This window comes from Pseudomonas sp. B21-009 (genome assembly GCF_024749345.1).
Taxonomy (GTDB): Bacteria; Pseudomonadota; Gammaproteobacteria; order Pseudomonadales; family Pseudomonadaceae; genus Aquipseudomonas.
In genome coordinates this window covers 320,890-343,551 of record NZ_CP087199.1, presented here as the reverse complement: position 1 = coordinate 343,551, position 22,662 = coordinate 320,890, and the positions used below count along the sequence as shown (strand labels likewise).

Annotated in this window: 24 protein-coding genes; 20 read left to right on the top strand and 4 right to left on the bottom strand. The window is 65.4% G+C overall.

The annotated features are described in order from the left end of the window. The 19 genes from LOY34_RS01535 to LOY34_RS01445 are packed head-to-tail and all read left to right on the top strand — an operon-like array spanning position 1 to position 17,130. Complete coding sequence (locus LOY34_RS01535; RefSeq protein ID WP_045193926.1) at positions 1-255, top strand: acyl carrier protein; 255 nt, start codon at positions 1-3, stop codon at positions 253-255. Further along, on the top strand, positions 252-797 hold the full coding sequence (locus LOY34_RS01530) for a hypothetical protein (protein WP_195885482.1): 546 nt from the start codon (positions 252-254) through the stop codon (positions 795-797). Before LOY34_RS01535 ends, LOY34_RS01530 begins: the two co-directional genes overlap by 4 nt. Beyond that, entirely contained in the window at positions 794-2,473 is a 1,680-nt protein-coding gene (locus LOY34_RS01525; protein WP_045193928.1) for an acyl-CoA synthetase family protein, read from the top strand. The genes LOY34_RS01530 and LOY34_RS01525 overlap by 4 nt, the downstream gene beginning before the upstream one ends. Beyond that, a complete protein-coding gene (locus LOY34_RS01520) occupies positions 2,466-3,200 on the top strand; it encodes a glycosyltransferase family 2 protein (protein ID WP_195885481.1) in 735 nt (244 codons plus the stop codon). The genes LOY34_RS01525 and LOY34_RS01520 overlap by 8 nt, the downstream gene beginning before the upstream one ends. After that, positions 3,197-4,135 carry a glycosyl transferase gene (locus LOY34_RS01515; protein WP_195885480.1) on the top strand — a complete coding sequence of 313 codons (939 nt, stop codon included), beginning with the start codon at positions 3,197-3,199 and terminating at the stop codon, positions 4,133-4,135. The genes LOY34_RS01520 and LOY34_RS01515 overlap by 4 nt, the downstream gene beginning before the upstream one ends. Next, the gene (hutH, locus tag LOY34_RS01510; RefSeq protein WP_093377102.1) at positions 4,116-5,660 is read left to right on the top strand and encodes a histidine ammonia-lyase; all 1,545 of its coding nucleotides are present in this window, start codon (positions 4,116-4,118) and stop codon (positions 5,658-5,660) included. The genes LOY34_RS01515 and hutH overlap by 20 nt, the downstream gene beginning before the upstream one ends. Next, the gene (locus tag LOY34_RS01505; RefSeq protein ID WP_045193932.1) at positions 5,653-6,078 is read left to right on the top strand and encodes a thioesterase family protein; all 426 of its coding nucleotides are present in this window, start codon (positions 5,653-5,655) and stop codon (positions 6,076-6,078) included. The genes hutH and LOY34_RS01505 overlap by 8 nt, the downstream gene beginning before the upstream one ends. Beyond that, positions 6,075-6,674 carry an outer membrane lipoprotein carrier protein LolA gene (locus tag LOY34_RS01500; RefSeq protein WP_195885479.1) on the top strand — a complete coding sequence of 200 codons (600 nt, stop codon included), beginning with the start codon at positions 6,075-6,077 and terminating at the stop codon, positions 6,672-6,674. Before LOY34_RS01505 ends, LOY34_RS01500 begins: the two co-directional genes overlap by 4 nt. After that, complete coding sequence (locus LOY34_RS01495; RefSeq protein ID WP_195885478.1) at positions 6,664-8,976, top strand: MMPL family transporter; 2,313 nt, start codon at positions 6,664-6,666, stop codon at positions 8,974-8,976. The genes LOY34_RS01500 and LOY34_RS01495 overlap by 11 nt, the downstream gene beginning before the upstream one ends. Continuing rightward, positions 8,973-10,133 (top strand): sodium:proton antiporter, encoded by a 1,161-nt coding sequence (locus tag LOY34_RS01490; protein WP_195885477.1) that lies wholly within the window; start codon positions 8,973-8,975, stop codon positions 10,131-10,133. The genes LOY34_RS01495 and LOY34_RS01490 overlap by 4 nt, the downstream gene beginning before the upstream one ends. Next, complete coding sequence (locus LOY34_RS01485) at positions 10,120-11,367, top strand: NAD(P)/FAD-dependent oxidoreductase (RefSeq protein WP_045193936.1); 1,248 nt, start codon at positions 10,120-10,122, stop codon at positions 11,365-11,367. The genes LOY34_RS01490 and LOY34_RS01485 overlap by 14 nt, the downstream gene beginning before the upstream one ends. Further along, positions 11,364-12,107: a class I SAM-dependent methyltransferase gene (locus LOY34_RS01480; RefSeq protein ID WP_195885476.1), complete on the top strand. Its 744-nt coding sequence runs from the start codon at positions 11,364-11,366 to the stop codon at positions 12,105-12,107. The genes LOY34_RS01485 and LOY34_RS01480 overlap by 4 nt, the downstream gene beginning before the upstream one ends. Continuing rightward, the gene (locus tag LOY34_RS01475) at positions 12,104-12,589 is read left to right on the top strand and encodes a hypothetical protein (RefSeq protein WP_195885475.1); all 486 of its coding nucleotides are present in this window, start codon (positions 12,104-12,106) and stop codon (positions 12,587-12,589) included. The genes LOY34_RS01480 and LOY34_RS01475 overlap by 4 nt, the downstream gene beginning before the upstream one ends. After that, the gene (locus tag LOY34_RS01470; RefSeq protein ID WP_195885474.1) at positions 12,586-13,785 is read left to right on the top strand and encodes a beta-ketoacyl-[acyl-carrier-protein] synthase family protein; all 1,200 of its coding nucleotides are present in this window, start codon (positions 12,586-12,588) and stop codon (positions 13,783-13,785) included. Before LOY34_RS01475 ends, LOY34_RS01470 begins: the two co-directional genes overlap by 4 nt. Continuing rightward, positions 13,782-14,252 (top strand): hotdog family protein, encoded by a 471-nt coding sequence (locus LOY34_RS01465; RefSeq protein WP_093377133.1) that lies wholly within the window; start codon positions 13,782-13,784, stop codon positions 14,250-14,252. The genes LOY34_RS01470 and LOY34_RS01465 overlap by 4 nt, the downstream gene beginning before the upstream one ends. Then, the gene (gene fabG / locus LOY34_RS01460; protein WP_045193941.1) at positions 14,245-14,973 is read left to right on the top strand and encodes a 3-oxoacyl-ACP reductase FabG; all 729 of its coding nucleotides are present in this window, start codon (positions 14,245-14,247) and stop codon (positions 14,971-14,973) included. Before LOY34_RS01465 ends, fabG begins: the two co-directional genes overlap by 8 nt. Then, complete coding sequence (locus LOY34_RS01455; protein ID WP_258664204.1) at positions 14,973-16,199, top strand: beta-ketoacyl-ACP synthase; 1,227 nt, start codon at positions 14,973-14,975, stop codon at positions 16,197-16,199. The genes fabG and LOY34_RS01455 overlap by 1 nt, the downstream gene beginning before the upstream one ends. A gap of 25 nt (positions 16,200-16,224) precedes the next feature. After that, entirely contained in the window at positions 16,225-16,668 is a 444-nt protein-coding gene (locus LOY34_RS01450) for a hypothetical protein (protein ID WP_045193943.1), read from the top strand. Between the two features lie 15 nt (positions 16,669-16,683). Continuing rightward, positions 16,684-17,130 (top strand): hypothetical protein, encoded by a 447-nt coding sequence (locus LOY34_RS01445; protein ID WP_045193944.1) that lies wholly within the window; start codon positions 16,684-16,686, stop codon positions 17,128-17,130. Between the two features lie 10 nt (positions 17,131-17,140). Here LOY34_RS01445 and LOY34_RS01440 read toward each other — a convergent pair whose 3' ends face one another. Then, positions 17,141-18,031, bottom strand: a complete 891-nt coding sequence (locus LOY34_RS01440) for a LysR family transcriptional regulator (protein WP_045193945.1) — start codon at positions 18,029-18,031, stop codon at positions 17,141-17,143. Between the two features lie 153 nt (positions 18,032-18,184). Here LOY34_RS01440 and LOY34_RS01435 point away from each other — a divergent pair, with 153 nt between their 5' ends. After that, a complete protein-coding gene (locus LOY34_RS01435; RefSeq protein WP_371128663.1) occupies positions 18,185-19,414 on the top strand; it encodes an MFS transporter in 1,230 nt (409 codons plus the stop codon). Between the two features lie 67 nt (positions 19,415-19,481). Here LOY34_RS01435 and LOY34_RS01430 read toward each other — a convergent pair whose 3' ends face one another. From LOY34_RS01430 to LOY34_RS01420, 3 genes are all read right to left on the bottom strand, one after another. Further along, positions 19,482-19,829: a YgiW/YdeI family stress tolerance OB fold protein gene (locus LOY34_RS01430; protein WP_195885473.1), complete on the bottom strand. Its 348-nt coding sequence runs from the start codon at positions 19,827-19,829 to the stop codon at positions 19,482-19,484. Between the two features lie 139 nt (positions 19,830-19,968). Then, a complete protein-coding gene (gene hemE, locus LOY34_RS01425) occupies positions 19,969-21,030 on the bottom strand; it encodes a uroporphyrinogen decarboxylase (protein ID WP_195885472.1) in 1,062 nt (353 codons plus the stop codon). Between the two features lie 179 nt (positions 21,031-21,209). Next, positions 21,210-22,628: an FAD-dependent oxidoreductase gene (locus LOY34_RS01420; RefSeq protein WP_045193948.1), complete on the bottom strand. Its 1,419-nt coding sequence runs from the start codon at positions 22,626-22,628 to the stop codon at positions 21,210-21,212. Positions 22,629-22,662: the final 34 nt, after the last annotated feature.

Here is a 22,662-nt window from a genome sequence, read left to right as displayed (position 1 = left end):
ATGCAAACCCGCGAAGACATCTTCAACACCCTGCGCGATGCCCTGGTCGAACTGTTCGAACTGGACCCGGCCAGCATCAGCCTGGAATCGAACCTGTATCAGGACCTGGAAATCGACAGCATCGACGCGGTCGACCTGATCGATCACATCAAGCGCCAGACCGGCAAAAAAATCGCCGCCGACGAGTTCAAGGCCGTACGTACGGTCAACGACGTGGTCGAGGCGGTCTACCGCCTGGTCAACAACGCGGCATGAAACGCCTGATCGGCCTCGGCCTGCTGCTGGCCGGTCTGCTGTACCCCTTTGCGGTGCATTTTGGCATGGCCCACTTTGCCCCCTGGCAGTTCGGCCTGTTGCTCGGCGGCCTGTGGCTGGCGCGCGCCTTGAGCGAACCGCGGCGCCCCGGCGGGCACTGGATGGCCGTGGCGGCGATTGCCTTCTGCGCGTTGCTGGCGCTGTTCAACAGCCCGCAGCTGCTGCGTTGGTACCCGGTGTTGATCAGCGCGTTCATGCTTGGCCTGTTCGGCCTGAGCCTGAAATTCGGCCCGCCGGTGGCCGAGCGCCTGGCGCGCCTGCGCGAGCCGCAACTGCCCGAGGTGGCGATCCACTACACACGCCAGGTGACCAAGGTCTGGAGCCTGTTCTTCCTGGCCAACGGCCTGGTCGCCGCCGCCCTGACCCTGTGGGCGCCGCTGAGCTGGTGGACCCTGTACAACGGCCTGATCGCCTACGGGCTGATGGGCCTGCTGTTTGCCATTGAATGGCTGATAAGACAACGCGTGCGAGGACGCTCATGAAATGGATTGCTCTTGAGCAACTGCTGCACCCGAGCGACGCGCCGCGCCCGGTAACCTTCGCCCCGGCGCTGGACCACGCGGGCCTGCGCCAGCAAGCCCTGCAACTGGCCGCTGGCCTTGAGCGCCGTGGTGTGAAGCGCATTGCCGTGCACCTGGAAGACGCCGCCGAGCTGGCCGTGGCCCTGCTCGGCGCCTGGCGCGCCGGCGTACAGGTGCTGCTGCCGGCCGACCTGCAAGTCCAGACCCGCCAGCGCTGGCAAGGCGAAGTCGAGCTGTGGCTGAGCGACCAGGCGCAAGACACTGCGCTGGATGCACTGCTGGAAACGCCCCTGGCCGCTGCCCAACTGGACCTGGACGCTTGCCTGCTGAGCCTGTGCACCTCCGGCTCCAGCGGCGAACCCAAGCGCATCGACAAGAGCCTGCGCCAGCTGGCCAATGAAGTGCAGGCCCTGGAACAGCTATGGGGCACAGAGCTGGGCGCTGCGTGCATCATCGGCAGCGTCGCCGCCCAGCACATCTACGGCCTGCTGTTTCGCGTGCTCTGGCCGCTGTGTGCCGGGCGCCCGTTCGTGCGTCGCCAGTTGCCCTTCCCCGAAGACCTGCAGCGCGCCAGCCGCGAGCACCCGGCCTTTGCCTGGGTGGCCAGCCCGGCGCTGCTCAAGCGCATGGGCGACAACCTCGACTGGCCCGCGTTAAGCGCGGTACGCCGGGTGTTTTCCTCCGGCGGCGAGCTGCCGGCCAGCGCCGCCCAGGCCTTGCACCAGCGCCTGCAACAATGGCCGAGCGAAATTCTCGGCAGCTCGGAAACCGGCGGCATTGCCTGGCGCCAGGGCGACAGCCTGTGGCAACCCTTTGCCGAGGTGCGCCTGAGCCAAAATGAACAGGGTGCGCTGCGTATCGAATCGACCTATTTGCCACCCGGCCATATCGAGCAAAGCGCCGATGCCGTCGAGTTCACCGCTGACGGGCGCTTCCGCCTGCTCGGGCGCCTGGACCGGATCGTCAAACTGGAAGAAAAACGCATCTCCCTACCAATGCTCGAACAGGCCCTGGTCGCCCACGATTGGGTCGAGGAAGCGCGCCTGGCGGTGATCCAGGAAAACCGCGCCAGCCTCGGCGCCCTGCTGGTGCTCAGCGCCGCAGGCCTGCACGCCCTGCGCAATCAGGGCCGACGCGCACTCACCGAAGGCCTGCGCCAGCACCTCAGCCAGCACTGCGAAGCCCTGGCCCTGCCCCGACGCTGGCGGCTGCTGCGGCAACTGCCCTTCAACGCCCAGGGCAAACTGCCCCAGGCCGAGCTCGAAGCCCTGCTGCTGGCACCACGGCCCAAAGGCCCGGAAGTGCTGAGCCAGGCCGAGGTCAATGGCGAACTGCAGTTGCAACTGGCGGTGTCGGCAGACCTTGCCTATTTCAACGGCCACTTCCCGCAGACGCCGGTACTGCCGGGGGTAGTCCAGGTCGACTGGGCGCTGGCCCTGGGGCAACAACTGCTCGACCGGCCACGCCAGTTCGCCGGCATGGAAGTGCTGAAGTTCCAGCAACTGGTGCGCCCCGGCGACCCGCTGCAACTGACCCTGCGCTTCGATGCCGAGCGCGGCAAGCTCTACTTTGCCTACAGCAATGCCGGGGCAGCCTGCTCCAGCGGCCGCATCGTGCTGGAGGCCATCGGTGAATAAACCCTGCGCGGTGATCCCGGTGTACAACCACGAACTGGCGGTGCCAGCGGTAGTTGCCGACCTGCTCGCAGCCGGCCTGCCTTGCGTACTGGTCGACGACGCCAGCAGCCCGGCCTGCGCCGCCGTGCTGCGCCAGATGGCCGAACAGCAGCAGGTTTATCTGGTGACATTGCAGGTCAACCAGGGCAAGGGCGGCGCGGTCATGACCGGCCTGCGCGAAGCGGCACGCCTGGGCTTCAGCCATGCCCTGCAGGTGGATGCCGACGGCCAGCACGACCTGGCCGATGTCAGCCGTTTTCTGCAGCAGTCGCAGGCTTATCCACAGGCGCTGATTTGCGGTTATCCACAGTACGACGCCAGTGTGCCCAAGGGCCGCCTGTACGCGCGCTACCTGACTCACGTGTGGGTGTGGATCAACAGCCTGTCGCTGCAGATTCCCGATTCGATGTGCGGCTTTCGCGTCTACCCGCTGCCGCCAACCCTGGCGCTGATCGACGCGGTCAAGCTCGGCAAACGCATGGACTTCGACCCGGAGATCCTCGTGCGCCTGGCCTGGCGCAACCAGCCGATGCGCTGGCTGCCGACCAAGGTGCATTATCCGGCCGATGGCCTCTCGCACTTTCGTCTGTTCCACGACAACGCCTTGATCTCGAAGATGCACACCAAGCTGTTCTTCGGCATGTTGCTGCGTGCCCCGGCGATCCTCTGGCGGCGGTGGCAGGCATGAGCAACGGCGAACAACACTGGGCCGACCACCAGGAGCGCGGCAGCTTCTGGCTGATGAAGCTGACCGCCTTCGGTATCAAACTGCTCGGCCGACGCCTGCTCAGCCCGGTGCTGTATGGCATCGTCCTGTACTTCTTCGTGTTTGGCCGCCGCGCCCGGCAGAGCATCTGGCAATACCAGCAGCGCCTGGCCGACTGGAGCGGGCAAGCCGGCCTGCGCCCCAGCCAGCGGCGGGTGTTCGGCCAGTTCATGGCCTTTGCCGAGGCCCTGCTGGACAAGCTCGACGTGTGGAACGGCAAGCTGCGCCTGGAGCAGATCGAAATCGTCGACCCGGCACAATTGCGCACTCAACTGCGCGCCGAGCGCGGGCAGATGCTGGTCGGCGCGCACCTGGGCAACCTTGAAGTCTGCCGCGCCCTGGCCGAGCTCGGCGAGCAAGTGACCATGAACGTGCTGGTGCACACCAAGCACGCCGAACGCTTCAATCGCCTGCTCGGTGAATCGGGGGCGAGCAACCTGCGCCTGATCCAGGTCAGCGAGCTGGACCCGGCGATCATGTTGCAACTGAGCCAGCGCCTGGACCGCGGTGAATGGCTGGCGATTGCCGGTGACCGCGTGCCACTGCATGGCGCACGCACGGTCGAGACGGATTTTCTCGGCCACCGCGCCGCCTTCCCGCAAGGCCCGTGGCTATTGGCCGGGCTGCTCAAGTGCCGACTCAACCTGTTCTTCTGCCTCAAGCAGCAAGGCCGCTACCAGGTGATTCTCGAACCCTTCGCCGAGGCCATCGAATGGCGCCGCAACCAGCGCGATCAGGTGATCGCCGACTGGGCCGGGCGCTATGCCGAGCGCCTGGGCCACTATTGCCTGCAAGCGCCGCAGCAATGGTTCAATTTCTACCCTTTCTGGAAGACCGATGACGATGCATCCGCATAAGCCCGTGACCTTCGGCGCGTTGCCGCTGGCAATCGAAGACGTCCTCGCCCTGGCCAATCGCCAGACCGAAACCCGCCTGCAGGATGACGCCGAGTACCGCGCGCGGATTGCCCGTGGCGCGCAGTTCCTCGACTCGCTGCTGGACAAGGAAGGGGTGATCTACGGCGTGACCACCGGCTACGGTGACTCGTGCGTGGTGGCGGTGCCGCTGGAGCATGTTGAAGCGCTGCCCAAGCACCTGTACACCTTCCACGGCTGTGGCCTCGGCCAATTGCTCGATGCACCGGCCACCCGCGCGGTGCTGGCCGCCCGCTTGCAGTCGCTGTGCCATGGCGTGTCCGGGGTGCGCGTCGAGCTGCTGGAGCGCCTGCAGGCGTTTCTTGCCCACGACATCCTGCCGCTGATTCCCCAGGAAGGCTCGGTGGGCGCCAGCGGCGACCTGACGCCGCTGTCCTACGTGGCCGCCACCCTGTCGGGCGAGCGCGAGGTCCTGTACCGGGGCGAGCGCCGCAGCGCCGCCGACGTCCATCGTGAACTGGGCTGGCAGCCGCTGGTGCTGCGGCCCAAGGAAGCCCTGGCGCTGATGAACGGCACCGCGGTGATGACCGGCCTGGCCTGCCTGGCCTTCGCCCGCGCCGATTACCTGCTCAAGCTGGCCACGCGCATCACCGCGCTGAACGTGGTCGCCCTGCAAGGCAACCCGGAGCACTTCGACGAGCGCCTGTTCGCCGCCAAGCCGCATCCGGGGCAAATGCAGGTGGCCGCCTGGTTGCGCCAGGATCTGGCCATCGACGCACCGACCGCGCCGCTGCACCGCCTGCAGGACCGCTACTCGCTGCGCTGCGCACCGCATGTGCTCGGTGTGCTGGCCGACAGCCTGGGCTGGCTGCGCGGTTTTATCGAGACCGAACTGAACAGCGCCAACGACAACCCGATCATCGACGCCGAAGCCGAACGCGTGCTGCACGGCGGGCATTTTTACGGCGGCCATATCGCCTTCGCCATGGACAGCCTGAAGAACCTGGTGGCCAATGTCGCCGACCTGCTCGACCGCCAGCTCGCGCTGCTGGTCGACAGCCGCTACAACCATGGCCTGCCGAGCAACCTGTCGGGCGCCAGCGCCGAGCGGGCGATGCTCAACCACGGCTTCAAGGCGGTGCAGATCGGCGCCAGTGCCTGGACCGCCGAAGCGTTGAAAAACACCATGCCGGCCAGCGTATTCTCGCGCTCCACCGAGTGCCACAACCAGGACAAAGTGAGCATGGGCACCATCGCCGCCCGCGATGCCTTGCGCACGCTCGAACTGACCGAGCAGGTTGCCGCCGCGACCTTGCTGGCGGCCAACCAGGGTGTCTGGCTGCGCGGCCGCGAAGCCGACGCCCGCGACCTGCCGCCAGCACTGGCCCAGATGCACGCCGCGCTGCTCGAAGACTTCGCCCCGGTCATCGAAGACCGTGCCCTGGAAGGCGACCTGCGCCTGTGCCTGAGCCGAATTGCCGAACAACACTGGAGGCTGCATGCGTAGTCAGGGAGTGTTGCACGTCGATAGCGAAGTGCTGGTGCCGTTCTTCGATGTCGACAGCATGCTGGTGGTCTGGCACGGCCACTACGTCAAATACCTCGAGGTGGCGCGCTGCGCGCTGCTCGACAGGCTCGAACACAACTACCTGCAGATGCAGGCCTCCGGCTTCGCCTGGCCGGTGATCGACCTGCAGCTGCGCTATGTGCGTGGCGCCACCTTCGGCCAGCGCCTGAACGTGCGCGCCAGCCTGGTGGAGTGGGAGAACCGCCTGAAGATCAACTACCTGATCAGCGATGCCGTCACTGGCGCACGCATGACCCGCGCCAGCTCGGTGCAGGTCGCGGTCGAGATCGCCAGCGGCGAGATGCAACTGGCCTCGCCGCAGGTGATGATCGACGCTGTGAACAAGGTGCTGCCATGAAGACGCTGTTGCGTGGCCTGCTGTGCCTTGGCCTGCTGGCCAGCTGCACCCTGGCCCACGCCTTTGGCCTCTATGACCTGAGCAAGCAACTGGGCGAACCTGCGGTCATCAAGGGCCCGTTCATCCAGGAAAAGCACCTGCGCGCCCTGCCACAGCCATTGGTCAGCAAAGGCCAGTTCGTGCTCGCCCGTGACCATGGCCTGCTGTGGCTGCTGCAAACGCCGCTCAAGCAGGACTACCGCCTCAACGCCCAGGGCATCGCCCGCCGCGACCCGTCCGGCTGGCAGATGCTGCCGGGCAAGAGCGCCGGCGCCGAGCAGAACCGCCTGTTCTTCGCCGTGCTGCAAGGCGACAGCAGCGGCCTGCAGCGTGACTTCGAGCTGAGCCTGCAAGGCGATGCCCAGCACTGGCAACTGCGCCTGACTCCGCGCTCGCTGCTGCTCAAGCAGGTGTTCAGCCAGATCGATATCGAGGGCGGGCGCTACGTCGAACGCATCCAGTTGCTGGAAACCCAGGGCGACAGCACGGTGCTACGCATGCCATCGAGCAGCAGCGCCAGCCTGACCGACACGGAGCGCCGCGATTTTGCCGAGTGAGCGCCTGTTGCCACGGCTGTTTTTGCTGTTGCTGATCGCTGTGCTGGCCCTCGCCGGCTGGCAATGGCACCGCGCCGCGCCGTTGTCTGCCGACCTGATGACGCTGGTGCCCGGCGCCACCCAGGACCCACTGGTGCAACGCGCCGAACAGCGCATGCAGGAGCCGCTGAACCGCGAGATGCTGGTGCTGGTCGGCCATCCCCAGCGTGACCAGGCCATCGCCCTGGCCCAGCGCCTGGCCGGGCAATGGCAGGCCAGCGGCCTGTTCGAGAAGGTCCAGTGGAGCCTGCAAACCGACCTGCAGGCACTGCGCGAGCAGTTGCTGCAAGGGCGCCTGGCGATGCTCTCGCGCGCCGACCGCAGCAGCCTGGTCGATAACCCGCAAGGCTTTATCGAGCAGCGCGTGCAGAGCCTCTACGATCCCTTTGCCGGCTTCAGCCTGGTGCCAAGCCAGGACGACTGGCTGGGCCTGACCGGGCGCATCCAGAACAGCCAGCCACGCCCTGCTGCGGTACAACTGGACACCGCCAGCGGCGCGCTGCTGGCCGAGGCCGACGGCCAGCACTGGGTGCTGCTGCGCGCGCGCACCCTGGGCAATGCGTTCGACCTGCAACTGCCGCTGCAGGTCGCCGACCTGCTCGCCGCCAGCCGGGTTGAAGCCGGGCAGCGCGGCGCCCGCCTGCTGGCCGCCAGCGGCTTGCTGTATGCCGCCAACGGCCAGCGCCAGGCCAGCCAGGAAATCACCTGGGTTGGCGGCGGCGCCACGGTCGGCATCCTCCTGCTGTTGCTGCTGGCGTTCCGGCGCCTGCGGGTGTTGCTGGCGTTCATGCCGGTGCTGGTCGGCATGCTGTTCGGTGCGGTGGCCTGCGTGGCGCTGTTCGGCCAGATGCACGTGATGACCCTGGTGCTCGGCTCAAGCCTGATCGGTGTCGCCGTCGACTACCCGCTGCACTACCTGTCCAAGAGCTGGAGCCTGCGCCCCTGGCGTGCCTGGCCGGCCTTGCGGCTGACCTTGCCGGGCCTGAGCCTGAGCCTGGCCACCAGTTGCATCGGCTACCTGGCCCTGGCCTTCACGCCGTTCCCGGCCCTGACCCAGATCGCCGTGTTTTCCGCCGCCGGCCTGGTCGGCGCCTACCTCAGCGCCGTGTGCCTGCTGCCGGCATTGCTCAAGGGTATCGAGCTGCAGCCGGCGCAATGGCCGCTGCGCATTGCCCAATGGTTGGTGGACCTGCGTCTGAAGCTACTGAACAAGGTGCCAAGCCCGGTGTTGCTCGGCCTGCTGATCCTGTTTTGCGCGGCGGGCCTGTGGCAGCTGGACAGCCGCAACGACATCCGCCAGTGGGTCGGCAGCCCGCCGCAACTGCTCGAAGAAGCCCAGGCCGTGGCACGCATCACCGGTTACCAGCCCACCAGCCAGTTCTACCTGGTTCGCGGCGCCGACCAGACGCAGTTGCTGGGTCGCCTGCAAGCGCTGAGCACGCGGCTCGATGAACTGGTCGAAACCGACAAGCTCAAGGGCTACATGGCCCTCAGCCAACTGGTCGCCAGCCCTGCCGAGCAGCAACAGGTACGCGATGCACTGGGCAGCCTGCCACTGCAGTCGCTGCTGGCCCTGGGCGTACCGCAAAGCGCGTTACAGGCGGAACTGGCAAAAGTGCAGGCCTTGCCTACCCTCGACATCGATCACGCCCTCAGCGGCCCGCTGGGCGAGCCCTGGCGCACCCTGTGGCTGGGCGCCGATGGCCAGGGCGTGGCCGCCATCGTCAGCCTCCAGGGCTTGAACGATCCGGCATTGCTGCGCCTGCAAGCCGACGACCTCGACGGCGTGCAACTGGTCGACCGCCTCGGCGACCTCAACCGGGTGTTTGCCGCCACCCAGGTCAGCGCCGCCGAGCTCAAGCTGTTGTCGTGCGCGCTGATCGTGGTGTTGCTGATCCTGCCGTTCGGCCTCGGCGGTGCCCTGCGCATCGTCGCCCTGCCGCTACTCGCCGCGTTGTGCAGCCTGGCCTGCCTGGGCTGGCTGGGCCAGCCGCTGACCCTGTTCAGCCTGTTCGGCCTGCTGCTGGTGACCGCCATCAGCGTCGACTACGCGATCCTCATGCATGAGCAGATCGGCGGCGCCGCCGTCAGCCTGCTCGGCACCCTGCTCGCGGCGACCACCACCTGGCTGTCGTTCGGCCTGCTGGCGGTGTCGAGCACCCCGGCGGTGAGCAACTTTGGCCTGGCGGTGAGCCTCGGCCTGGCCTTCAGTTTTGTCCTGGCGCCCTGGGCTGCCACCGGCCACAAGGAACAGGCGGCATGAGTATCGTGTTGTTCTGGGTCCTGGCCCTGGCACTGTTCTGGATCGCGAGCGAGCTGGGCCGGCGCCTGGGGCTGATCCCGATTGTCAGCCAGTTGTTGCTGGCGACCCTCGGCCTGCCGCTGCTGATGCTGTTCTGGGTCGAGCCGCACTGGCAGCTCAGTGGCGCTGCGCTGGTGGCGCCGTCCTGGCTGAAAACCCTGTATGGCCTGAGTTTCGCCCTGCTGCTGGGGCATATTCTGGCTGACGTGGTGGAACTGAAGTTCGACCGCCAGAGCCTGAAGATCGCCCTGCCGAGCTTCTTGGTGCCCTTTGCCTGTGGCCTGGCCTGCGGCGCCTTGCTGCTGCCGACGCAGCCCTGGCTGACCACCCTGGCGCTCGGGCTGGTGTTCGCCATCACCGCCATTCCGGTGCTCTACCTGTACCTGCGCAACATCGACTATCCGCCCGCAGCGACCCGCCGCCTGATGCAGTCGGCGATCCTCATCGACCTGACCTGCTGGCTGCTGTTTGGCCTGGGCAAGGGTAGCCTCGACCCCGTGAGCCTGCTGCTGCCCGTGCTGGGCGCCTGCCTGCCGCTGCCACTCTACGCCCTTGGCCTGCGCCGGCCGTGGGTCTACAGCCTGGGCTTTTTCGCCCTGCTGTTCGTTGCCGAGCACTACCGCCTCAATGCGTTAATCTTCGGTATCGGCTACCTGTGCTGCCTGGCCTGGCTCAAGCTGCCACTGCACATGCCGCTGTCGGCGCTGTGGATAAAACGCCTGCAGAACGGCATTGCGATCCCGCTGATCATGACCTTCGGCATCATCCAGATCGATATCCACAACGTGCTGCAGGGCTTCGATGCCATCCAGTTGAGTGCCTTGCTGCTGTTACCGATCGTCAGCAAGCTGCTCGGCAACTGGCTGGGCCTGTGCTGGGCGACGCCGTCGTTCGCCGGCGCGAGCAAATGGCGGGAAAGCCTGCTGCTCAATATTCGCGGCTTGAGCGAGATCGTCTTTCTCAACCTGCTGCTGCAACAACAGCTGATCAGCCCGGCGCTGTACTTCGCGCTGATGCTGATGAGCCTGGTCGCCACGCTGATGCCCGCGCTGGCCGGCCTGCACCGGATTCCATTGAAGACTGCCCAACCGGCAAGGAGGCCTTATGCCGAACACTGAACTGCAACAACGGCAGGTATTGATCATCGGCGCCGGTCCGTCCGGCGCCATCGCCGGGGCCTTGCTCAAGCGCAATGGCCACGACGTACTGATCATCGAGCGCCAGCGCTTCCCGCGCTTTTCCATCGGCGAGAGCCTGCTGTCGCACTGCATCGACTTCGTCGAGGAAGCCGGCATGCTCCCGGCCCTCGAAGCGGCAGGCTTCCAGCGCAAGAACGGCGCGGCCTTCGCCTGGGGCGAGGAATACAGCGCGTTTGATTTTGGCGACACCTTCAGCAACGGCAAGCCAAGCACCTTCCAGGTCCAGCGCGCCCAGTTCGACCAGTTGCTGGCCGACCAGGCCGCTGCCCAGGGCGTGGAAATCCGCTACGAAGAAGAGATCATCGCCGCCGACTTCGAGCGCGCCCGCCCGCAGCTGCGCGTGCGCCGCCTGGATGGCAGCGAGTACCGCGTCGAAGCTGAGTTTGTCCTCGATGCCAGCGGTTATGGCCGCGTCCTGCCGCGCCTGCTGGACCTCGAAGCGCCGTCGAGCTTTCCGGTGCGCCAGGCGGTGTTCACCCACATCGAAGACCGCATCGACCACCCGGCGTTCGACCGCGAAAAAATCCTCATCACCACCCATCCGCAGCACCGCGATATCTGGTTCTGGACCATTCCCTTCAGCAACGGCCGCTGCTCCCTGGGCGTGGTCGCCGCAGCCGAGCACTTTGCCGCCGCGCCGGCTGACCTGGATGCCTGCCTGAAAGACTTCGTCGCCCAGACCCCAAGCCTGGCCAAGGTGCTGGCCAACGCCGTGTGGGACACCCCGGCGCGGACCATCGGCGGCTACTCGGCCAACGTCAAGACCCTGCACGGCCCGGGCTTTGCCCTGCTCGGCAACGCCGCCGAATTCCTCGATCCGGTGTTTTCCTCCGGGGTAACCATCGCCATGCGCTCGGCGAGCATGGCCGCCGGCGTGCTGCACCGCCAGCTGCAAGGTGAAAACGTCGACTGGCAGAGCGAGTTCGCCGAGCCGCTCAAGCGCGGCGTCGATACCTTCCGCGCCTATGTCGAAGGCTGGTACAACGGCAGCTTCCAGGACGTCATCTACCACCCGGCCAGCTCGCCGGAAATCCGCGCGATGATCAGCTCGATCCTCGCCGGTTATGCCTGGGACCCGCGCAACCCGTTTGTGGCCGAGCCCAAGCGGCGCCTGCGCATGCTCGCCGAAGTCTGTGCAAGGACGGCAGCATGAGCCAACAACCCTTCCTCAGCGACAGCTACGTCGAGGAAACCCGCTTCGGCTTCTGGTTCCTGCGTAGCCATACCTGGCAGCATCACGTGCTGCGGGTGGCGATCAACGACCTGCGCCGGCTGTTCGACGCGCCGCTGCCGCAAGCACCGGTGCTGCTCGATGCCGGCTGCGGCCAGGGCAAGTCGTTCCAGTACCTGCAGCAGGTGTTCAGCCCCGGCCAGTTGCTGGGCACCGACGCCGACCCGCACAGCCTCGAACTGAGCCAGGCCGAAGCCCGGCGCCTGGGCCTGGAGGTCGAGCTGCGCGGCAGTGACTGCGCGGCCTTGCAGTTTGCCGACAACAGCGTCGACATGCTCTTTTGCCACCAGACCTTCCACCACCTGGTCGAGCAGGAAAAGGCCCTGGCCGAGTTCTACCGGGTGCTCAAGCCCGGCGGCTACCTGCTGTTCGCCGAGTCCACCGAAGCCTATATCGACACCTGGGTGATCCGCTGGCTGTTCCGTCACCCCATGCATGTACAGAAAAGCGCCGAACAGTACCTGCAGATGCTGCGCGATCAGGGCTTCGAATTCGGCGCGCAGAATGTCTCTTACCCGTACCTGTGGTGGAGCCGTTCCAGCGACTTCGGCCTGCTCGAACGCTTTGGCCTGCGCAAGCCGCCAGCGGTCGGCCAGCGCGAAGAAACCCTGGTCAACGTGGTTGCCCGTAAACCCTTGAAGCCAGCCGAGCCGAGTGCATGAAACGCCTGTTGCTGATCCTCGCCTTCGCCCTGCTGAGCGCCTGCGCCAGCCGGGCGCCGCTGCCCGCGCAAATGCCGGCGCTGACGCTGCCGATGCAGCTGCATATTCAGCGCCAACAGGCGGGGCAAAGCCAGGACTGGCTGCTGGTGATCCAGCGCGAAGACGCCAGCCTGCGCTGGTCATTGCTGGACTTGCTGGGCATTCCGCAGGCACGGCAGTTGCTCAACGACGGCCAGTGGCACGCCGATGGCCTGCTGCCACCCAACCCGGGTGCCCGTGAACTGTTCGCCGCCCTGCTGTTCGCCATGACCCCGGCCGAGCAGGTGCAAACGCTCTACCCCGGCGCCCGCCAGCAAGGCCAGCAACGCTGGCTGGGTGAGCGCTGGCATGTCGACTACCGACAAGCCGACGACTTCACCTTGAACCTGGGCCAGGGCCTGCGTTATCTAGTCAGCCCACTGCCCAGCGAGAACACGCCATGACCGCTTACCTCAATGCCCTGGGCCTGGTCTGCGCCCTCGGGCGCGGCCAGGCCGAAGTTGCCCGCAAACTGTTTGCCGGCGACTACTCGGGCATGCGCGTGGAGGAGGGCTGGGTAGCGCAGCGCAGCCTGCCGGTAGCAGCCGTGCACGGCGAACTGCCCGAGCTGCCTGCCGGCCTGCAGGCCCACCAAAGTCGCAACAACCAGTTGCTGCTGGAGGCCTGCCTGCAGATCAGCTCAGCGATCGAAGCGGCCATCGCCCGCTTTGGCCGCCAGCGCATCGGTATCGTCCTGGGCACCAGCACCTCGGGCATCAAGGAGGCCAGCGACGGCATCGCCCACTACCTGCGCGAGCAACAGTTTTCGCCCAGCTACGACTATGCCCAGCAGGAGCTCAGCGCCCCGGCCAATTTCCTTGCCGACTGGCTGCAATTGAGCGGCCCGGCCTATGTGATTTCCACCGCCTGCACTTCCAGCGCCCGGGCCTTGATGAGCGCCCGGCGCCTGCTCGACCTGGGGCTGTGCGATGCGGTGATCTGCGGCGGTGTCGACAGCCTGTGCAAGCTCACCCTCAACGGCTTCAGCGCCCTCGAGGCGGTGAGCGCCGAGCGCTGCAACCCGTTCTCGGTCAACCGCAATGGCATCAACATCGGCGAAGCGGCGGTACTGTTCCTGATGACTCGCGATGCCAACCACGAAGGCCCCGGCATTGCCCTGCTCGGTGCCGGTGCCAGCTCCGATGCGCACCATATCTCGGCGCCAGAGCCCGGCGGCAAGGGCGCCTTGCAGGCCATGCGCAAGGCGCTGGACAATGCCTGCCTGCAACCACAAGACATCGACTACCTGAACCTGCACGGCACCGCCACCCGGCACAACGACGCCATGGAAAGCCTGGCCGTGCATGAACTGTTTGGCAGCCAGCTGGCCTGCTCGTCGAGCAAGCCGATGACCGGCCACACCCTGGGCGCCGCCGGTGCACTGGAAGCGGCGTTCTGCTGGCTGAGCCTGGCCGCCGGCAATACCGAAGGGCGCCTGCCGCCGCATGTCTGGGATGGCGTCGATGACCCGCAGTTGCCAGCCCTGAACCTGGCCGATGCCAGCCAGCGCCTGCCGGCCAGCGGCCCGCGACGCCTGATGAGCAATTCGTTCGCCTTCGGTGGCAACAATGTCAGCCTGATTCTCGGAGACACCCCATGATCACCTGGCCACTGGCCGAACTGCTGCCGCACGCCGGCGACATGATCCTTATCGATCAGGTCGAGTCGTTCGATGAAGAGCAGATCCATACCCACCTGACCGTACGCCCCGGCGGCCTGTTCAACCGCGCCGACGGCAGCCTGCCGGCCTGGGTCGGCATCGAGCTGATGGCCCAGAGCGTGGCCGCCTATGCCGGTTGCCGCGCGCGCCAGCAAGGCCAGCCGGTGGAGCTGGGCTTTTTGCTCGGCACGCGTAAATTCGAATGCAATGTCGAACATTTCCCTGCCGGTGCCCACTTGCGCATCCATGCCCTGCGCTCGCTCGAAGACGACAACGGCATGGGCGTGTTCGAGTGTCACCTGCGCGGCCCGGGCATCCATGCCATGGCCCGTTTGAACGTTTTTCGCCCGCCGCAGGTGGCCAGCTACCTGGCCGAAGCGGGCCCTGAGGAGTCCCCCCATGACTGACACCATCCTGGTCACCGGTTCCAGCCGTGGCATTGGCCGGGCCATTGCCCTGCGCCTGGCGCACGCCGGTTTCGACCTGGTCCTGCATTGCCGAAACGGGCGCAGTGAAGCCGACGCCGTTGCCGCAGAAGTCCGGGGCCTGGGCCAGCAAGCCCGCGTGCTGCAGTTCGACGTCGCCGACCGCGCCGCCTGCGCGGCCATCCTCACTGATGACGTAGAAACCCACGGCGCCTACTACGGTGTGGTCTGCAACGCCGGCCTGACCCGCGACGGCGCCTTCCCGGCGCTGACCGAAGACGACTGGGACCAGGTGCTGCGCACCAACCTCGACGGTTTCTACAACGTCCTGCACCCACTGATGATGCCGATGATCCGCCGGCGCAAAGCCGGGCGTATCGTCTGCATCACCTCGGTGTCGGGCATGATCGGCAACCGTGGCCAGGTCAACTACAGCGCCTCCAAGGCCGGCGTCATCGGCGCCGCCAAGGCCCTGGCAATCGAGCTGGGCAAGCGCAAGATCACCGTCAACTGCGTTGCCCCGGGGTTGATCGATACCGCCATGCTCGACGAGCACGTACCGGTTGAAGAGCTGCTGAAGATGATCCCGGCACAACGCATGGGCACCCCGGAAGAAGTCGCCGGCGCGGTGAACTTCCTGATGTCGGCCGAAGCCGCCTACATCACCCGTCAGGTGCTGGCGGTCAACGGAGGCCTGTGCTGATGAAACGTGTGGTCGTCACCGGCATGGCCGGTATCACCTCGCTGGGCAGCGACTGGCAGACCATTGCCGGCAACTTCGCCAGCAACCGCAGCGGCATTCGCCGCATGGATGAATGGGACCGTTTCGAGGAGCTCAATACGCGCCTGGCCGGCCCCATCGACGATTTCAAGGTGCCGAGCGGCTGGACCCGCAAGCAGCTGCGCAGCATGGGTCGGGTCTCGCGCCTGGCCGTGGCGGCAGCGCAGAACGCCCTGCGCGACGCCGGCCTGCTCGACGACCCGTCGATCCGCGACGGGCGCATGGGCGTGGCCTGCGGCTCGTCCACCGGCAGTACCGACGAGATCAAGGCGTTCGGCAACATGCTGCTCAACTCGGTGGCCGAAGGCCTCAACGCCAACTCCTACGTGCGCATGATGCCGCACACCACCGCAGCCAATATCAGTATCTTCTTCGGCCTCACCGGGCGCCTGATCCCGACCTCCAGCGCCTGCACCAGCGGCAGCCAGGGCATCGGCTATGCCTATGAAGCGATCAAGTTCGGCCGCCTGCCGCTGATGCTCGCCGGCGGCGCCGAAGAGCTGTGCCCGACCGAGGCGATGGTCTTCGACGCGCTGTACGCCACCAGCCTCAAGAACGACACCCCGCACAAGAGCCCGAGCCCCTACGACAGCGGTCGCGATGGCCTGGTGATCGGCGAAGGCGGCGGCATGCTGGTGCTCGAAGAGCTCGAGCACGCCCTGGCCCGGGGCGCGCACATTTATGCCGAGATCGTCGGCTTTGGCAGCAACGCCGACGGCCAGCACACCACCCGCCCGGAGCAGGCGACCATGCGCCGGGCCATGGAGCTGGCGCTGGAAGACGCAAACCTCACGCCGGCTGCCATTGGCTACGTCAACGGCCACGGCACCGCCACCGAGCAGGGCGACATCGCCGAAACCCTGGCCACCAGCAGCCTGTTCGGCGCGCGCATGCCGATCAGCTCGCAAAAAAGCTTCCTCGGCCACACCCTCGGTGCTTGCGGCGCGCTGGAGTCCTGGTTCAGCATCGAGATGATGAACAGCGACCGCTATGTGCACACCCTCAACCTTGAGCACATCGACCCGCGCTGCGGCGAGCTGGACTACCTGTGCGGCGAGTTTCGCAGCATGAGTCACGATTACGTGATGAACAACAACTTCGCCTTTGGCGGGGTCAACACCTCGCTGATTTTCCGCCGCTGGACCTGACCTCAAACCTGCTGGAGAGAAAGGAATGTCTTCATTGATTCGCGCCGCTGTCCTCGGCCTGGCCCTGGCGGGCCTGGCTGGCTGTACCTCAAAGCCGGTACTGACCCCGCAAGAGCAACTTGTGGTCGGCCACAACTACAGCCACGAGCAAGTGCAGCAGGCCATCCTCAAGGCCGTCGCCGAGCGCGGCTGGACCGCACGCACGGTCAGCCCGAACCTGATCCAGGCCGACATCCTGGTGCGCAATACCTTCTATGCCGCCATCGACATCCGCTACAGCGTCAGCAACTTTCGCATCAACTACCGCGACAGCCGCGAGCTGGGTTACAAGAACGGCAAGATTCACCGTAATTACAACCGCTGGGTGAACAACCTCGACAAAAGCATCCTGCAAGAGCTGAACAGGATGGAAGCGCAAAACATGGTGCAACGCGCCATCAACGAACAACACTCGAACACTGTCAAATAATCAAGGAACGACACAATGCGTCTGAAAACCTGGACCGCCACCGCCACTTTGCTGCTCTGCGCCCTGCCCGGCCTGAGCCAGGCTCGCGACACCACTCACTACCTGCCGTTCGAGAAAGTCGTGGCGCAGATGACCGCCGAGAACAAGCTCGACGGTTCGGTGAAGTTCTACCTGGCCGGCGTGCAGCCAAAAGGCAAGGTCACCGTGGTCAGCCCGGCGGCGATCACCAACAAGAAGACCAACGCTTTCAACAAGTCTGATGAAGCGGCCTGCGAATGGGCCCTGCAATCGGCGCTGCTGACCATGCAGGACGCCGCGCGCAAGGTCGGCGCCAACGCCGTGACCAACATCAGCAGCTACTACAAGCGCAACGAGCGCAAGGACGCCACCACCTACGAATGCCACGCCGGCGCAGTCATGGCGGGCGTTGCACTGAAGGGCGACCTGGCCAAGGTCCAGTAACTCAGCTGCGTTACAGGGCTTGCCGGGTCAACAGCTCGGCAAACGCCCTGGCCATCGCCGACGGCGCAGCGCGGCGCTGCACCAGCCACACCGCCGTCACCGCGTCGTCGTCGAGCAAGGTCCGGTACACCACGCCATCGATACGCATGCGCTGGAACGAAGCCGGCAACACCGATACCCCCAACCCCGCAGCCACCAGGCCGATGATGGTCATCGCCTCCCCCGCCTCCTGGGCAAAATGCGGACTGAACCCGGCCTGACGCGCCAGGCTCAGCAGTTGCGCATGCAGGCCACTGCCGTAGCTACGCGGAAAAAACACAAAGGGTTCGTGGGCCAGCTCGGCCATGTGCACCCCGGCTTCGCTGCCCTCGGCCAACGGGTGAGCGGCATTGATCACCGCCACCAGCGGCTCGCGAAACAGCTCGACGGCATTCAGGCTCTCGGGCAACGCCAACGGCCGCATCAGGCCGACTTCGATCGACTCGTCGAGCAAGGCATCGGCCACGTCGCGGCTGCTCATTTCCTTGAGGTTCAGGTGCACGGCCGGGAAGCGCTGGCGAAAGGCGTGAATGGCCTTGGGGATGCTCGAATTGAACGGCGCCGACGAAGTGAAGCCGATCTTCATCTCGCCCAGCTCGCCCAATTGCGCGCGCCGGGCGACATCGGCGGCCTTGTCGACCTGCGCCAGTACCAGCCGTGCCTCTTCAAGGAATAGCCGCCCGGCCTCGCTGAGCTCGACCCGACGATTGGTACGCTCGAACAGGCGCGCCCCCAGCTCCTGCTCCAGGGCCTGGATTTGCTGGCTCAACGGTGGTTGGGAGATCCCCAGGTTCTGCGCCGCCCGGCCAAAATGCAGCTCTTCGGCGACGGCAATGAAGTAGCGCAGGTGACGCAGTTCCATGGCGGCTCCAATAGGTCGTAAAACCTCTTAAACAGGTCGAACAATATATTGGAAATGATCATTAGCCAGCTATATGCTTTTTTCACTGCCTGACAGGCCGTAGCGCCCCCGAGGTCACCCGTGAAAACTGCTGTTGCGCCACACGCCCACGAATTGCCGCCTGCTCCGCTCGACGAAATCGTCGCCACCCTTAACGAAAGCTGGATCGAAAAAGGCACCCCGGCCTTTTTACGCACCGTACTGGCGCTGTTCTGCGGCGGCTTTGCCACCTTTGCCCTGCTGTACTGCGTACAGCCAATGATGCCGCTGCTGTCACAAGAATTTTCCATCAGCGCCGCGCAGAGCAGCCTGATCCTCTCGGTGTCCACCGGTATGCTGGCCTTCGGGCTGCTGATCACCGGGCCGATTTCCGACCGCATCGGGCGCAAGCCAGTGATGGTCTTCGCCCTGTTCTGCGCCGCGCTGTGCACCATCGTCAGCGCCCTGATGCCCAGCTGGCACGGCGTGCTGCTGACCCGCGCGCTGCTCGGGTTGTCGCTCAGCGGCCTGGCGGCGGTAGCCATGACGTACCTGAGCGAAGAGATCCACCCCCAGCACATTGGCCTGGCCATGGGCCTGTACATCGGTGGCAATGCCATCGGCGGCATGAGCGGGCGGTTGATCACCGGGGTGCTGATCGACTTTGTCAGCTGGCACACGGCGATGTTGGTGATCGGTGGCCTGGCGCTGATTGCTGCGGCGGTGTTCTGGAAGATCCTCCCCGAATCGCGCAACTTCCGCCCGCGCTCGCTGCACCCACGCAGCCTGCTCGACGGCTTTACCCTGCACTTTCGCGATGCCGGCCTGCCGTGGCTGTTCCTTGAAGCCTTCCTGCTGATGGGCGCGTTCGTCACCCTGTTCAACTACATCGGCTATCGCCTGCTGGCCGAGCCCTATCACATGAGCCAGGCGCTGGTCGGGCTGCTGTCGGTGGTGTACCTGTCGGGCATCTACAGCTCGGCGCAGATCGGTGCCCTGGCCGACAAGCTAGGCCGGCGCAAGGTGTTCTGGGCAACCATTCTGCTGATGTTCAGCGGCTTGCTGATGACCCTGCTCAGCCCCTTGGCGCTGATTATCGTCGGCATGCTGGTGTTCACCTTCGGCTTTTTCGGCGCGCATTCGGTGGCCAGCAGCTGGATCGGCCGCCGGGCGACCAAGGCCAAGGGCCAGGCGTCGTCGTTGTACCTGTTCAGTTACTACGCGGGGTCGAGTGTGGCGGGTACAGCGGGCGGGGTGTTCTGGCATCAGGCGGGGTGGAACGGCATCGGCCTGTTCATTGGCAGCTTGCTGGTGGTGGCGTTGCTGGTGGCGGTGCACCTGAGCCGGTTGCCGGCCAAGGCTTGAGCTCAGGGCCGCTGCGCGGCCCATCGCCGGCAAGGCCGGCTCCCACAGGAGCTGGCCTGCCACTGGATCAGTTGATCACCTCAACCAGGTCGACATCCACTTCACGGCTCATCAGGTGCTTCTCGACTTCACCGGTCAGCTTGACCTTGGTCTTGTCGTTGAAGGCTACTGCCGGCAGGTCTTCGTCATCGATCTCGACGGTGATGGTGCCGGTGGTGTCCTTGAACTCGTACTTGTCATCGTTGTTCACTTTCTTGATGACGTAGCCTTGCAGCACAACCGGGGTGTCGTCAGCGGCGTCGTTAGCGGCGGCCACCGTGGTCACCGACTGGGCGCCAGGGCCGGTGTAGCCGGCGGCCAGGGCAGTGGTGCTGAACAACGGGGCAAGCAGCAGAGCGAGGTAACGGGTTTTCATGGTGAAGATCCTGTCTGGGTTTCGATGGAGCCAGATTACCCAGGCAGGCTGAATTGAACCTTAATGGCTGTGGGAGCGGGCTTGCCCCGCGATTGCGCTGGTTCAGTCAGGTCGCAATCGCGGGTCAAGCCCGCGCCTACTAGTGGTATTGCGCCGACAGCTCGTGCACAGCGTTGATGAACGCGCCGGCGTGCTCCGGATCAACCTCGGGGGTGATGCCGTGGCCAAGGTTGAACACATGACCGCTGCCCTTGCCGTAGCTGGCGAGGATGCGCCCGACTTCGGCACGAATGGCCTCTGGCTTGGCGTACAGCACGGTCGGGTCCATGTTGCCCTGCAGGGCAACCTTGCTGCCGACGCGCTGGCGCGCTTCGCCGATGTCGCAGGTCCAGTCCAGGCCCAGGGCATCAGCGCCGGCATCGGCGATGCTTTCCAGCCACAGGCCGCCGTTCTTGGTGAAGAGAATGACCGGCACCTTGCGCCCTTCGTGCTCGCGGATCAGGCCGCTGACGATCTTGCGCATGTAGGCCAGGGAGAACTCCTGGTAGGCCGCCGCCGACAGGTTGCCGCCCCAGGTGTCGAAGATCTGCACCGCTTGTGCGCCGGCGAGGATCTGCCCGTTGAGGTAGCTGATGACCGACTGCGCGAGTTTGTCGAGCAGCAGGTGCATGGCTTGCGGGTTGTCGTAGAGCATGGCCTTGGTCTTGCGGAAGTCTTTCGACGAGCCGCCTTCGACCATGTAGGTGGCCAGCGTCCAGGGGCTGCCGGAGAAGCCGATCAGCGGCACGCGGCCGTTGAGCTCGCGGCGGATGGTGCTGACCGCGTCCATGACGTAGCCCAGGTCCTTTTGCGGATCAGGGATCGGCAGCGCCTCGATATCGGCCAGGGTGCTGATGACCTTCTTGAAGCGCGGGCCTTCGCCGGTTTCGAAATACAGGCCCTGGCCCATGGCGTCGGGGATGGTGAGGATGTCCGAGAACAGGATCGCGGCGTCCAGCGGGTAGCGGTCCAGCGGCTGCAGGGTGACCTCGCAGGCAAACTGCGGGTTCATGCACAGGCTCATGAAGTCGCCGGCCTTGGCGCGGCTGGCGCGGTATTCCGGCAGGTAGCGGCCGGCCTGGCGCATCATCCACACCGGGGTGACGTCTACGGGTTGCTTGAGCAGGGCGCGCAGAAAACGATCGTTCTTCAAGGCAGTCATGTCGGCATCCGGAAAAAAAGTGGGGGCATTTTCTCAGAGCCCAACGTAAAAGGCACGGTATCAACCGTGCCTTTTGTCTATCGACTTGTGACAGGTCAATAGATTTTGTTGAATTCATCGCGGGTCAAGCCCGCTCCTACACAGGTTCTGTAGGAGCGGGCTTGTCCCGCGAAGCTGTTTCAGACGCCCAGGTAATCCAAGATCCCCTCGGCGGCATTGCGCCCCTCGAAGATCGCCGTCACCACCAGGTCGGAACCGCGGACCATGTCGCCACCGGCGAAGATCTTCGGGTTGCTGGTTTGATGCTTGTAGGTGTTCTTCTCCGGCGCCACCACGCGGCCCTGGCTGTCGGTCTGGATGCTGAACTGCTCGAACCACGGCGCCGGGCTCGGACGGAAACCGAAGGCGATGACCACGGCATCGGCCGGGATGATCTCTTCGGAACCCGGGATCGGCTCGGGGCTGCGGCGGCCACGGGCGTCCGGCTCGCCAAGACGGGTCTCGACCACCTTCACGCCTTCGACCTTGTCTTCACCGACAATCGCAATCGGCTGGCGGTTGTAGAGGAACTTCACCCCCTCTTCCTTGGCGTTCTTCACCTCTTTGCGCGAGCCGGGCATGTTCGCCTCGTCACGGCGGTAGGCACAGGTCACGGCCTTGGCGCCCTGGCGGATGGAGGTGCGGTTGCAGTCCATCGCCGTGTCGCCGCCACCGAGTACCACGACCTTCTTGCCCTTCATGTCGACGAAATCTTCCGGCGACTTTTCAAAGCCCAGGTTGCGGTTGACGTTGGCCACCAGAAAATCCAGGGCATCGTGCACGCCGGGCAGGTCTTCACCGGGGAAGCCGCCCTTCATGTAGGTGTAGGTGCCCATGCCCATGAACACCGCATCGTATTCCTCGAGCAGTTGCTCCATGCTGACATCCTTGCCCACCTCGGTGTTGAGGCGGAACTCGATGCCCATGCCGGTGAAGACTTCGCGGCGATTGCTCAGCACGGTCTTTTCCAGCTTGAACTCGGGGATGCCGAAGGTCAGCAAGCCGCCGATTTCCGGGTTGCGGTCGAACACCACCGGAGTCACCCCGCCGCGCACCAGCACGTCGGCGCAACCCAGGCCGGCCGGACCGGCGCCGATGATGGCGACGCGCTTGCCGGTCGGCTTGACCTTGGACATGTCCGGGCGCCAGCCCATGGCGAAGGCGGTGTCGGTGATGTACTTCTCCACCGAACCGATGGTCACCGCGCCGAAGCCGTCGTTAAGGGTGCAGGCACCCTCGCACAGGCGATCCTGCGGGCACACCCGGCCGCAGACTTCCGGCAAGGTGTTGGTCTGGTGCGACAGCTCCGCGGCGGCGAGGATGTTGCCTTCGGAAACCAGCTTCAACCAGTTGGGGATGAAGTTGTGCACCGGGCACTTCCACTCGCAGTACGGGTTGCCACAACCCAGGCAGCGGTGGGCCTGTTCGGCCGACTGCTGGGGTTTGAAGGGTTCGTAGATTTCCACGAACTCTTTCTTGCGTTGACGCAACAGTTTCTTCTTCGGATCCTTGCGCCCGACCTCGATGAACTGGAAGTCATTGCTGAGACGTTCAGCCATTTTCAATACCTCTTTACCGCAGTTGCTAGCTTCA

Coding starts and splice junctions, on each gene's coding strand:
- LOY34_RS01535 (WP_045193926.1), top strand. CDS start 1: ATGCAAACCCGCGAAGACATCTTCAACACCCTGCGCGATGCCCTGGTC.
- LOY34_RS01530 (WP_195885482.1), top strand. CDS start 252: ATGAAACGCCTGATCGGCCTCGGCCTGCTGCTGGCCGGTCTGCTGTAC.
- LOY34_RS01525 (WP_045193928.1), top strand. CDS start 794: ATGAAATGGATTGCTCTTGAGCAACTGCTGCACCCGAGCGACGCGCCG.
- LOY34_RS01515 (WP_195885480.1), top strand. CDS start 3,197: ATGAGCAACGGCGAACAACACTGGGCCGACCACCAGGAGCGCGGCAGC.
- hutH (WP_093377102.1), top strand. CDS start 4,116: ATGACGATGCATCCGCATAAGCCCGTGACCTTCGGCGCGTTGCCGCTG.
- LOY34_RS01505 (WP_045193932.1), top strand. CDS start 5,653: ATGCGTAGTCAGGGAGTGTTGCACGTCGATAGCGAAGTGCTGGTGCCG.
- LOY34_RS01500 (WP_195885479.1), top strand. CDS start 6,075: ATGAAGACGCTGTTGCGTGGCCTGCTGTGCCTTGGCCTGCTGGCCAGC.
- LOY34_RS01490 (WP_195885477.1), top strand. CDS start 8,973: ATGAGTATCGTGTTGTTCTGGGTCCTGGCCCTGGCACTGTTCTGGATC.
- LOY34_RS01485 (WP_045193936.1), top strand. CDS start 10,120: ATGCCGAACACTGAACTGCAACAACGGCAGGTATTGATCATCGGCGCC.
- LOY34_RS01480 (WP_195885476.1), top strand. CDS start 11,364: ATGAGCCAACAACCCTTCCTCAGCGACAGCTACGTCGAGGAAACCCGC.
- LOY34_RS01475 (WP_195885475.1), top strand. CDS start 12,104: ATGAAACGCCTGTTGCTGATCCTCGCCTTCGCCCTGCTGAGCGCCTGC.
- LOY34_RS01470 (WP_195885474.1), top strand. CDS start 12,586: ATGACCGCTTACCTCAATGCCCTGGGCCTGGTCTGCGCCCTCGGGCGC.
- LOY34_RS01465 (WP_093377133.1), top strand. CDS start 13,782: ATGATCACCTGGCCACTGGCCGAACTGCTGCCGCACGCCGGCGACATG.
- fabG (WP_045193941.1), top strand. CDS start 14,245: ATGACTGACACCATCCTGGTCACCGGTTCCAGCCGTGGCATTGGCCGG.
- LOY34_RS01455 (WP_258664204.1), top strand. CDS start 14,973: ATGAAACGTGTGGTCGTCACCGGCATGGCCGGTATCACCTCGCTGGGC.
- LOY34_RS01450 (WP_045193943.1), top strand. CDS start 16,225: ATGTCTTCATTGATTCGCGCCGCTGTCCTCGGCCTGGCCCTGGCGGGC.
- LOY34_RS01445 (WP_045193944.1), top strand. CDS start 16,684: ATGCGTCTGAAAACCTGGACCGCCACCGCCACTTTGCTGCTCTGCGCC.
- LOY34_RS01440 (WP_045193945.1), bottom strand. CDS start 18,031: ATGGAACTGCGTCACCTGCGCTACTTCATTGCCGTCGCCGAAGAGCTG.
- LOY34_RS01430 (WP_195885473.1), bottom strand. CDS start 19,829: ATGAAAACCCGTTACCTCGCTCTGCTGCTTGCCCCGTTGTTCAGCACC.
- hemE (WP_195885472.1), bottom strand. CDS start 21,030: ATGACTGCCTTGAAGAACGATCGTTTTCTGCGCGCCCTGCTCAAGCAA.
- LOY34_RS01420 (WP_045193948.1), bottom strand. CDS start 22,628: ATGGCTGAACGTCTCAGCAATGACTTCCAGTTCATCGAGGTCGGGCGC.